This is a genomic window from Methanosarcinales archaeon, from assembly GCA_014859725.1.
Classification (GTDB): Archaea; Halobacteriota; Methanosarcinia; order Methanosarcinales; family Methanocomedenaceae; genus Kmv04.
This window is the reverse complement of the sequence record JACUTQ010000081.1, coordinates 1-9,882: the sequence shown is the minus strand read 5'-3', so window position 1 is coordinate 9,882 and position 9,882 is coordinate 1. Positions and strand designations below refer to the sequence as shown.

The 9,882-nt window shown below is 41.2% G+C and carries 14 protein-coding genes and 1 tRNA gene; 7 read left to right on the top strand and 8 right to left on the bottom strand.

Annotated elements, in window-relative coordinates; genetic code table 11:
* Positions 1-63: 63 nt before the first annotated feature.
* The 7 genes from nifU to IBX40_07895 all read right to left on the bottom strand — a co-directional run bounded on the left by nifU (position 64) and on the right by IBX40_07895 (position 4,257).
* A complete protein-coding gene (nifU, locus tag IBX40_07925; GenBank protein MBE0524243.1) occupies positions 64-1,389 on the bottom strand; it encodes a Fe-S cluster assembly scaffold protein NifU in 1,326 nt (441 codons plus the stop codon).
* A 30-nt stretch (positions 1,390-1,419) separates the two neighbouring features.
* Entirely contained in the window at positions 1,420-2,565 is a 1,146-nt protein-coding gene (locus IBX40_07920; GenBank protein MBE0524242.1) for a cysteine desulfurase, read from the bottom strand.
* A 30-nt stretch (positions 2,566-2,595) separates the two neighbouring features.
* A complete protein-coding gene (locus IBX40_07915; GenBank protein ID MBE0524241.1) occupies positions 2,596-2,958 on the bottom strand; it encodes a DsrE/DsrF/DrsH-like family protein in 363 nt (120 codons plus the stop codon).
* A gap of 13 nt (positions 2,959-2,971) precedes the next feature.
* Entirely contained in the window at positions 2,972-3,220 is a 249-nt protein-coding gene (locus IBX40_07910) for a sulfurtransferase TusA family protein (GenBank protein ID MBE0524240.1), read from the bottom strand.
* Positions 3,221-3,324: 104 nt separating this feature from the next.
* Positions 3,325-3,486 (bottom strand): hypothetical protein, encoded by a 162-nt coding sequence (locus IBX40_07905; GenBank protein ID MBE0524239.1) that lies wholly within the window; start codon positions 3,484-3,486, stop codon positions 3,325-3,327.
* 97 nt (positions 3,487-3,583) lie between these two features.
* A complete protein-coding gene (locus IBX40_07900) occupies positions 3,584-3,952 on the bottom strand; it encodes a class II SORL domain-containing protein (GenBank protein ID MBE0524238.1) in 369 nt (122 codons plus the stop codon).
* Between the two features lie 182 nt (positions 3,953-4,134).
* Positions 4,135-4,257, bottom strand: coding sequence for a desulfoferrodoxin FeS4 iron-binding domain-containing protein (locus IBX40_07895; GenBank protein MBE0524237.1), 123 nt, complete (start codon positions 4,255-4,257; stop codon positions 4,135-4,137).
* A 130-nt stretch (positions 4,258-4,387) separates the two neighbouring features.
* Between IBX40_07895 and IBX40_07890 the strand changes: the two genes are divergently transcribed.
* The 5 genes from IBX40_07890 to IBX40_07870 all read left to right on the top strand — a co-directional run bounded on the left by IBX40_07890 (position 4,388) and on the right by IBX40_07870 (position 8,701).
* The gene (locus IBX40_07890) at positions 4,388-5,221 is read left to right on the top strand and encodes a hypothetical protein (GenBank protein ID MBE0524236.1); all 834 of its coding nucleotides are present in this window, start codon (positions 4,388-4,390) and stop codon (positions 5,219-5,221) included.
* Positions 5,222-5,971, top strand: a complete 750-nt coding sequence (locus IBX40_07885; protein ID MBE0524235.1) for a DUF166 domain-containing protein — start codon at positions 5,222-5,224, stop codon at positions 5,969-5,971.
* 54 nt (positions 5,972-6,025) lie between these two features.
* Positions 6,026-6,739, top strand: a complete 714-nt coding sequence (locus IBX40_07880) for a proteasome assembly chaperone family protein (GenBank protein ID MBE0524234.1) — start codon at positions 6,026-6,028, stop codon at positions 6,737-6,739.
* Between the two features lie 50 nt (positions 6,740-6,789).
* Positions 6,790-7,194, top strand: coding sequence for a nucleotidyltransferase domain-containing protein (locus IBX40_07875; protein ID MBE0524233.1), 405 nt, complete (start codon positions 6,790-6,792; stop codon positions 7,192-7,194).
* Positions 7,195-7,396: 202 nt separating this feature from the next.
* Positions 7,397-8,701 (top strand): tryptophan--tRNA ligase, encoded by a 1,305-nt coding sequence (locus IBX40_07870; GenBank protein MBE0524232.1) that lies wholly within the window; start codon positions 7,397-7,399, stop codon positions 8,699-8,701.
* On the opposite strand, the gene IBX40_07865 is transcribed toward IBX40_07870, so the two are convergent.
* Positions 8,689-8,994, bottom strand: coding sequence for a DUF1697 domain-containing protein (locus IBX40_07865; GenBank protein ID MBE0524231.1), 306 nt, complete (start codon positions 8,992-8,994; stop codon positions 8,689-8,691). The genes IBX40_07870 and IBX40_07865 overlap by 13 nt on opposite strands.
* Positions 8,995-9,112: 118 nt before the next feature.
* On the opposite strand from IBX40_07865, the gene IBX40_07860 reads away from it, so the two are divergent.
* Both IBX40_07860 and IBX40_07855 read left to right on the top strand, forming a co-directional pair.
* Positions 9,113-9,553 carry a DUF296 domain-containing protein gene (locus IBX40_07860; protein MBE0524230.1) on the top strand — a complete coding sequence of 147 codons (441 nt, stop codon included), beginning with the start codon at positions 9,113-9,115 and terminating at the stop codon, positions 9,551-9,553.
* Positions 9,554-9,629: 76 nt separating this feature from the next.
* Positions 9,630-9,741: transfer RNA gene (locus IBX40_07855), tRNA-Met, on the top strand.
* The last annotated feature ends 141 nt before the right edge of the window (positions 9,742-9,882 follow it).

Sequence of the window (9,882 nt, the reverse complement as noted above, 5' to 3'; positions counted from 1 at the left end):
TTGGGTTTGGCAGGCATTAACTCGTTAGGACATTAATTTATGTTTTTGCCTGTATTATATTTCTCACTTCACCCTTAACTTCTTATAAGCATCATGCGCCACTATGGCACCCTGTGCTTCCGCCACGACCAACAGATCTATCTCAGATGTAATATTTCCGATAGCATACACCCCATCGATATTAGTCCGCTGATATTTATCGGTCTTAACAAATCCCGATTCATCTATCTCGATACCCAGTTTTTCAATAAGCTTGATATTTGGAGTCATCTCTGTGGCCAGAACTACTACATCGATATACATCTCCAGCTTCTCATCCTCTTTCAGGTTCACCAACATAGCCTTTTCCACTTTTGTGGCCCCCTGTATCTCAATAAGGGATGTTGAAGTAAGTAGTTTGATAGATTCAATACATTTTATCTTATCCATCTCACGTTTGGGTACTACGAATGAATCCTGGTCTGTCACCAGAGTTATATTTGCCGCAATGCCTGAAAGGCATCTGGCTGCGGAGACTGCATTGTATCCTCTGCCATATATCAGTACCCTCTTATCAGTCAATTTGGATGGATCTGCTGTAAGATAAAATACACCACCATCGTTTTGTGCGAACTTATCCTCACCTGGGATGCCTGTTTTGGCAGGTGAACTTCCAGAAGCAAGTACCAGTTTTTTGGCTTTAAATGTGCCAGAATCTGCAGTAATGGTCTTAAATTCCCCATCGATCCCAATATCGTTCACATATTCGTTTTTCATATCAGCTTCCTGCTCTTTAGCATCCGCAAGCATTGATTCGGTCAATTCAAGCGGGGTAATTTTATCAGATAGGCCGGGATAGTTCTCTATTAGTTTTTCGGGACAAAATTTAGTAAGCAGGCCCCCCCAGGAACCGCCTTCGAAAACAACGGTCTTAAGTCCCACATAAGAGGACATACTAGCTGCAGCCAATCCGGCAGCACCGCCACCAATAACTGCAACTTCATATTCATTTTCTCCCAATTTCATGATACCTTGTTTTTGTTTTTCAATGTAATCTCCAATAGCAGCATGCAGCGCATCTGCAGCCAGATTGGAACAGTGCATTTTAATAGGTGGCAGTCCTTCCAGCTCATCTGCTACGTCCTGTCTTGATATCTTTAGCGCTTCATCCAGGGTCTTTCCCATCGCCATTTCAGTTATCATGCTGCTGGTGGCGATTGCCGAAGCACATCCGAAGGTCTTGAACTTTATGTCTTTAATAATATTATTTTTTACCTTAAGCTGGATCTCCATCAAATCCCCGCATACTGGATTTCCTACTCTGCCTATTGCATCGGCATCCTTTATTGTTCCTACGTTTCTGGGATTTCTAAAATGATCCTTTACTTTTTCCGAATATTCAATTTCCATAATAATCACTAAGTTCCATTCAAACTTAAATCATTCACCTTGGTACAGTGGTGACAGGGCTCTTAATCTATCCACCACAATTGGCAGGCTCTCAAGCACTTTGTCCACTTCTTCTTCAGTATTCCACTTATTAAGCGAAAGCAGCAGTGATCCGTGTGCTTCTTCATGACGCAGGCCGATAGCGATCAATACCGAAGAAGGCTCCAGGGTTTTTACTGAACAGGCAGAGCCGGTAGAAGCTTCAATTCCCAGATCGCTCAGGCTCATAATAATACTCTCTCCTTCGATAAAGCTGAACCTAAGACTGGCGATATTTGGCAGCCGCTTCGTTCTGTGACCTGTTAAATATGCATATTTAATGTTACCTATCCCTTCGATCAACTTTTCCCGAAGGTTTTCCATCTGATTAGCGCAAGATTCCATTTCCAGCTTAGCTAGTTCACAGGCCTTTCCCATACCCACGATGCCGGGAATATTCTCAGAACCTGAACGCAGTCCCTTCTCCTGACCTCCCCCTGTCATAACAGGTCTTAAGGGAACTCCGGTTCGTGCATACAATGCTCCTACTCCTTTAGGACCATAGAGATCATTGGCAGAAATTGAAAGTAGATCAATGTTGTCCCGCTGCACATCAATAGGTATCTTTCCGGCAGCAGCTATTGCATCTACATGAAAAACAATATCTCGATTTCTTGCGATTATACCGATCTCAGCAATGGGTTGGATTGTACCTATCTCACCATTGGCATACATACAGGAAATTAAAATAGTCTGGTCAGTAATCTCATGATCAATACGCTTTGGGTCCACAAGACCATCTTTATCAATAGGTACTGTTGTTACCTCAAAACCCTCTCGCTGGAGGTCTTTGCAGGTATTAACCACAGACATATGCTCAATAGCTGTGGTGATAATGTGGTTTCCTTTTTTCTTTTTACGATGGGCTGCACCCCTTAATGCAATGTTATTGGATTCGGTCCCGCCCGAAGTAAATATAATTTCTTTACTCTGGGCTTTGATCAATGTCGCTACTGATTCCCGGGATGCTTCCAAAGCTCTTCTGGCATTGATACCTGAAGTATGAAGCGATGCAGGATTACCGATCTGGGTTTTAAAATACGGCAGCATTGCTTCTATGACGCGCTTATCCACAGGCGCCCCGGAAGCATTATCCATATACACAATGTTCAACTGGATCCACCTTTGTTAAAACCACATGGTACCGTCAGCTTCCAGTACCAGGTCATTCAGAGTGGCAGCACCAACAATATCTGCTTCAGGAATGAAATCGCCTTTTTCCAGTCCTATGAGCTGGCAACTGGCTTCACAGACCATGATTTTCACACCTGCAGCTGCTGTCTGGTCAAGGATTTCCTTTAAAGTAGGGAAACTTCCCAGTTGGATCTTCTCAGCCGCGCCTTTTTTCAAAACCGTAATACCCATCCCTAAAAAGTATATAGTGGCATCAATATCCATGGCCTTTGCGGTCTGGGCAAGTACGAATGGAGAATACAATCGCTCAGGTGTATCTGTACCGCTTGTCTGTACATATAATAAATTTTTGCTCATATTTATTCCTCAATTATTTTGTCCGTTCGATCAGGAAACGATAGTTGTCTCCAAGATCCTCGAACTTCAAAAACTTATGACCTGTCCTCTTGGCCCACCTGGGAATATCATGGGTAGAGGCAGGGTCGTCTGTTAGCACTTCCAGCACTTCTCCGATCTCTATAGTATTAATGGCTTCAGTAGTGTTGAAGATGGGTATCGGACAAAACAGCCCGATACAGTCAATTGTTTTATCTGGAATTGTCTCTGATTCTTTATTCATTGTTTGAATTCTCCCCTGATATCAATCCAATTGGAGTATGACATCTGGAACAATAAGTATCTGTAAGTCCATCTGTTTCCTCACTTGCCATTAGAAATAACGCCTTATAAAATAGGTCTTTTTCTGCTAACGAATGTATAGCCGTCCCATTGTTCATAGATCTCTGCATGACATACCTGGCATTTATCCAGTGGATCTTCGAACTGGTCTGAACTTAACTCTCCTGGATTTGTTTGTGCAGAGACTGGATAAATGCCAAATCTCATTAATAAAAGAAATGAAAAAATTAACAATGATTTCATTCTTTTAGATAACATAAACAATCCCTATTTATTATTCTCCTCCTTATGAAATAAAACCAGTTTAGACTACAGAAATATTTTTGGTATTTTCCCACATCCCATGGATATTACATCTTTCAACTGCTTTGAGTGATGTTTTTCCTATAGAATCCAATACTACTGTCAAAGTAGCCTTAGGTTTTGAAAAACCTGGAGTAAATACGACCTTTGTAAGATAATTCTCGCCGGCATATACATCGATCCACTGGATATGATGTGCTGGTTCCATTACGTGAAGAATTGTTCCGACAATTACTGTTACCTCAAATGGCTCTCCGGCTTTGATATTGTCCGGTGCCTCGATCACTGGTGTATGTTTTTTCTCAGTTTCATTTAGGTTCACACTATCTTCAGGCTTGTTCATTCCAAGAAAGAAATTCTTTTCTGCCATAATTTATACCTCTTTAATTTTAATAATTTCAAATCTTCTCTGCATGTTGCAACTCCAGGTGCTCCTTTTCCTCAATATTACTAAGAATTTCTTTATATTCACTCATGCTAATTTCTCCTGCATATTTCAAATAGATCTCAGCTTGAAAAAATCAAATAGCTGCCACACTTTGCAAAACAGAGTTACTTCAGCAACTCCATATCTTCACCGCAACACACTAAAGTTCCTCCCCCAACTTTTGTCACTGTGACTTCATTTCCACAGATATTACACATATATTTTTCACCATTTTCCATTACAGCCATTTACTTAAACCTCCACGAATTTTACTATATGATTTTAGTAGATTCCGATATATAACTATATTGGTGATACAATCAAACAGAATATTAATCCAAAAAGATATATAGTTTTTCAGTAATTATCAACATAATAATGATAATAAAGAACGCAGACTTAATGGACAAACAATTATTAAGCGCTCTGCTAAATCTCGACCTTACTCACAAGGAAGCCCAGGCCTACTATTCACTGGTTGTCGGAGGAGTGATGACAGCAGAGGAAATCAGCAAGATAATCAATGTGCAGCATGCCATTGTATACAGGACACTGGATGGACTGAAAAACAAAGGCTGGATCGACTCCACTACAGATAGACCAAAAAAATACCGGGCAAAACATCCTGAAACCGCTGCCAGTTCTGCAGGTAATTTACTTATTTCCAGGATCAGCGAATCTGTTAAATTTGTAACAGATATGCTCGAACCTGTTTATGACGAGAACCAGGAAATGCTCAGGCAGGAAATATGGACTGTAAGGGGGCTGGATAATGTGATAAAAAAAATACAGGAAATGGGGGAAAGGACTGAAAACAAGATATTCGGAAAAATCACAGGGCCCATAGACGATAATACATTCAACCGAATATTCACAAACACTCCAATGAATATTTCGTTAAAAGTGCAAATTATGGGACCTCCCATAGTGGATATGGAACAGAATCTCAAAAAGCGAATAAAGATTCAACGACCAAATTTTGATGAGAAATGTAAAAATTATCCTATGACCACCCCAACTGCAAGATCAAAAGAGGATTTTCTAAAAAAAGTTCACGGTAATAGGTTCATAGCATTGCATCTGTTATTTGATGAAAAAGAAGCGATTTGGATAAACCTACCATACCGTGATAATGAAGTGATCGAAGACAAGGTATGGGCTAGCTGGATAATCGACCCAACTTATATTGAGATCATAAAATCAGAGGCATAGATGCTGACCAGTGTTCTCTATACTGGCGAGTTCGGCAAAAAGGTGGTGAGCAACCTGGTAAATCCCAGCATGTTCTGTGTGTCCTGCGGTGACCTGTGCGATAAGTGCCGAAGCTTGAGACAATCCTTTGCAGATAGGATTGTTGAGGTTCATGAACTGCCATCCGATCTGCCTGATTTTATCGAAGAACCGGAAGATTTCATACCACTTATGGGAGCCTGTGACCTTATTCTGGCCATCGGCATCCATCCGGATTTGCTAACTGGTTTACCCAAACTTGCGACTTCCACTGGTGCAAAAGCAGTGATCGTACCTGTTGATGAGCCAGGATGGGCGCCGCTTGGATTACAGAAACAAATTCAGGATAAACTGGAATCCATGGGTGTGGAAAGTGAGTTCCCTAAACCTTTTTGCTCATTGAAAAAGACCGGCAAACCGGTTATCGATGAGTTCGTGGATATGGGGTTCGGAAAGCCAGAACTTGTGATCGAGTTAAGCGAAGACGGCAGGATGATAAACCATGTGGTGGTACTGCGGGATGCGCCCTGCGGATGCACCTGGTTCGTGGCCAAGAAGCTGAAATGGACCGATACTGCAGATTATAAGGAGATGGTATCTGAGACCCACCATGCCTATCCCTGCACAGCCAGCATGGAACGGGATACACAATTGGGGGATACTATACTGCATAAAGCGGGGTATATTATCCGTGAGGCAGTGGAGAAGGGGATGGGAAATAAAGACATCTAAGGTTAAATCGAATAAGTTAAATTCAAAGCGAAAAGATTTGTGTCAGGTGAAAAAATGGAAATAACAATGTATAAATTTAAAGAAATGAATCTACAAAATGCCACTATAATAAATGGTTTTCCCTCAACAAATATAATAAATTCTATTGTGGCAAGCTATCTGATCAACACCCTGAACCTTGACCAGATATGCGGTCTTGATGCTGATGAATTCCCTCCTGTTACCATGGTATATGATTCAAAACCAAAATTACCTGCCAGGATATATGCCAGTGAAGAGGCTAAGATCGTTGTATTTCTCTCAGAATTCACTCCATATCCTCCCATGGCAAGGGATATTGCCAGGATGGTGCTGTCATTTGCTAAAGAGTCAGGTTGTTCCAGGATCGTATCACCTGAGATTCAGGTTATGGAAGAAGATGGTTTTAAAGTCTTAGGAGTGGGAAGTACGGAAGCTGCCAGGGAAGAATTGAAAAAATTGAAACTCGAACCGCTCATGAATGGCATTATCCCTGGGATTTCAGGAGTGCTGTTGAATATGGGAAAGGTACAGGATATTAATGTATTAGTGCCAATAGCTCAGAGAGGGAAATCAATTTCAGATGCCAGGATGGCAGCTCATATTATCGAATTCATTGATGAGCTAATCCCTACCATCAAGATAGATATTGAACCACTATTGTCAGAAGCTGAAGGGTTGGAAAAACATTTAAAAGGATTGAGGAAGCAGGCCGCAAAACCTGAAGATCCTTATGGGATGTATAGATAAATGGTCCACATCTTTCCAAAACAAATTAATTGTAGTTCAGGTGTGAGAAAATGACCGATATCAGTACAGATGTTCTGGAAAATATCTTTTCTCGACACGATGAAATTATAGCAGTATATTTATTCGGTTCCCGTGCCAGAGGATATGCCAGAAACGATAGCGATATAGATATTGGAATCTTACTTTCAGATGATAAGTTGGGAAGTGGATTATATCCTGTTCAGATTGCAAGAGAATTGAAAAATACCTGTAAAACAAAACAGGATATAGATGTTAGAATACTTAATAAGGGTACATTGAGGTTTCTTCATCAAGTATTAAAAGGTAAACTACTGTTTTACAGGGATGATAAGAAAAGGATTGAATTTGAAACTTCTGTGATAAGTAAGTATCTTGATTTTAAGCCTATTTTTTATGAATATGACAGAATGCGAAAATTAAGGGTACTTCAATGATAGATAAAGAAACGATATCCGCAAAATTTGATATTATAGAAAGAGACATAGAATTTCTCCATGAATTTAATGAAATAGATATGGGAATATAGATAATTTGCGTGTATTAGAGACCATAAAAAATGATCTGGATGATGTGTTATTATTTGAAAAAGAAATTTTACAGTTTCTTGAAAATGAGTAACATGATAGTATGATTAACATGAACACGATAAACCCCTGGGAATCCACCACAATAGAAGACTACCAGAAACTCTTTGATGAGTTTGGCATAAGTCCTTTCAATGAACTGCTGCCCAGGATAAAGCATCCCCACAGATATATGCGCAGGGGCATCATTTTCGGGCACCGCAGTTATGATTACATAGTGGATGCCATGAATTCCGGAAAACCATTCGGCGCCATGAGCGGGTTCATGCCATCGGGCCGGGTCCACCTGGGTCACAAGATGGTTATGGAGGAGATTATCTGGCACCAGCAACAGGGCGGTACCGTGGTAATGGCAGTGGCAGATATGGAGTCCCACAGCGTGCGGGGGATATCGTGGAAAGAGTGTTTACGCATTGGTGTGGAAGAATATATCCTGAGTCTCATCGCGCTGGGATTCGAACCCGAAGGGGGGCGTATTTATTTCCAGTCCACCAGTCCAGAGGTCAGGGACCTGGCATTTGAACTGGGTATCAAAGCCAATTTTTCAGAACTGAGCGCCATATACGGTTTTAACGGTGAGACAAATATCGGGCATATGGTCTCTGCTACCGTACAGAGTGCCGATATCCTGCACTCCCAGCTCAAGCAGTTTGGCGGGCCCCGGCCTGTAGTCATTCCTGTAGGTGCTGACCAGGACCCACACATCAGGCTGACCCGGGGGCTGGCTGATAAAGTAAATATGTTCCATGTGTTCCAAACTGATGGAGTAATAAAGATATATTCGAAATCAGCACCAAAAGAGGCATTTAAAACATTACGCAAAAGGTTGTCTGTTAATTTCAATGAGAATGACATCAAAATGTTCGAAGGTCATATCGATGTTAATGGCGGTTTGGAAGACGTCCGGAAGGCTGTCAAAGATGTTGAGCTTTTAGTTGGAGGCTATGCTTTTATACCCCCTGCATCTACATATCACAAATTCATGACCGGGCTGCAAGGCGGCAAGATGAGCAGCAGCATCCCGGATAGCATTATCGCGCTTACAGAAGACCCGAGAGGCGCTGCCAAAAAGATAATGCGCGCAAAGACAGGTGGGAGGGTGACCCTGGAAGAGCAGAAACAGCACGGAGGCTCGCCGGATGAATGTACGGTCTTTGAACTGATGCTGTATCATCTCATTGAGGATGACAATGAAGTCCTTGAGATCAAACATGAATGTGAGAATGGAAAGCTCATGTGCGGTCAGTGTAAGAAACGATCTGGAGAACTTATGGAAGCTTTCTTGATCGAACATCAGGAGAAGCGAGAGGCTGCTAAAGCAAAATTGCCTGAATTTGGAATAGTTTACAGGTTCTGATCGTCAAGTTTATCCAGCTTTTTCATTAATCCTTTCACAGTATTAATTGATCGGGTGGTAACCATAATCTCTTTTCCAAAACGTTTCTGGAGCATCATCTGGATTCTAAGTCCTACTTCTGCATAATGCATTCCGACTTTCTCAAAAATAATATTGTCAGCCCTGTGCAGGTCTATGATATGAAGATGATCATCTTCGATCTCTCTCAACAGAGTTGACATTTCTTCAGCTGTAATGCGGTTTTGACAGAAAAAATTCAAGCCTCTTACAAAAGCGATTCCTACCTGTCCCATAATTGATAATCAAAGACACGGTATTTAATTATTTTGATGAGCATCTGCTGGCAAGACAAAAATGGATATTAGTTATTTCAATCGTAACCATTAAGACTGTATGAAGTAATTTTTAGACATTGACTATACAGAAGGTAAAATCGGTCGTGTATTCATAGTACGAGTCGATCACGATGAAGATATTTTGGTCGAACTCAAAGACCTGGCCAGAAATGAGAACATAAAATCTGCTTTCTTTTATATGCTGGGTGCCGCAGGTAGTGCTGATGTAGTTACCGGACCAAAGGAAAAAACTCTACCACCTGATGTTGATATGACCTCATTTGATGATGCAAGGGAATTGTTGGGTGCAGGGAATATTTTTTTAGAAGACGGCAGTACGAAGGTACATCTCCATGCTGCAGCTGGTAACAGGAATGGCATGATCATGGGGTGTTTAAGGAACCATACAGAAGTTTTCATGGTAATGGAAATTGTGATCTTCGAGATTACTGGTATCACAGCAGAGAGAGTGCTTGATAAAGACATCGGATTCTCACCCCTCAGATTCTATCAATAGAAAACAAAACCGTGTTAGAATACAACTATTTGCGATATATTTTTATTATATCAGTGATTGTAGAGAATACCTTCATGCCCAGGTGGCCTAGTCGGTTAGGGCGCCAGACTCATAGGGAAGTTACAGAAGAGCGTCTTATGGTCTCCTGAGAAATCTGGAGGTCACGGGTTCGGATCCCGTCCTGGGCATATTCCAATCCATTGGTCATCGGTTAAGAGTTTTTTTCTAATTTTTCCGTGGATTTTCAATTAATTTTTTATAGATGTAGGAAACTTTGATTATTCAATCGGAGGGGAACCGATGTCGGAAAAATATCAATCGTATGATCC

Excerpts from the sequence above, each read along its gene's own strand:
- IBX40_07910 (MBE0524240.1), bottom strand. The coding sequence starts at position 3,220 with ATGAATAAAGAATCAGAGACAATTCCAGATAAAACAATTGACTGTATC.
- IBX40_07880 (MBE0524234.1), top strand. The coding sequence starts at position 6,026 with ATGGAAATAACAATGTATAAATTTAAAGAAATGAATCTACAAAATGCC.
- IBX40_07865 (MBE0524231.1), bottom strand. The coding sequence starts at position 8,994 with ATGGGACAGGTAGGAATCGCTTTTGTAAGAGGCTTGAATTTTTTCTGT.
- nifU (MBE0524243.1), bottom strand. The coding sequence starts at position 1,389 with ATGGAAATTGAATATTCGGAAAAAGTAAAGGATCATTTTAGAAATCCC.
- IBX40_07905 (MBE0524239.1), bottom strand. The coding sequence starts at position 3,486 with ATGAGATTTGGCATTTATCCAGTCTCTGCACAAACAAATCCAGGAGAG.
- IBX40_07915 (MBE0524241.1), bottom strand. The coding sequence starts at position 2,958 with ATGAGCAAAAATTTATTATATGTACAGACAAGCGGTACAGATACACCT.
- IBX40_07870 (MBE0524232.1), top strand. The coding sequence starts at position 7,397 with ATGAACACGATAAACCCCTGGGAATCCACCACAATAGAAGACTACCAG.
- IBX40_07875 (MBE0524233.1), top strand. The coding sequence starts at position 6,790 with ATGACCGATATCAGTACAGATGTTCTGGAAAATATCTTTTCTCGACAC.
- IBX40_07920 (MBE0524242.1), bottom strand. The coding sequence starts at position 2,565 with ATGGATAATGCTTCCGGGGCGCCTGTGGATAAGCGCGTCATAGAAGCA.
- IBX40_07890 (MBE0524236.1), top strand. The coding sequence starts at position 4,388 with ATGATAATAAAGAACGCAGACTTAATGGACAAACAATTATTAAGCGCT.
- IBX40_07885 (MBE0524235.1), top strand. The coding sequence starts at position 5,222 with ATGCTGACCAGTGTTCTCTATACTGGCGAGTTCGGCAAAAAGGTGGTG.
- IBX40_07895 (MBE0524237.1), bottom strand. The coding sequence starts at position 4,257 with ATGGCTGTAATGGAAAATGGTGAAAAATATATGTGTAATATCTGTGGA.
- IBX40_07900 (MBE0524238.1), bottom strand. The coding sequence starts at position 3,952 with ATGGCAGAAAAGAATTTCTTTCTTGGAATGAACAAGCCTGAAGATAGT.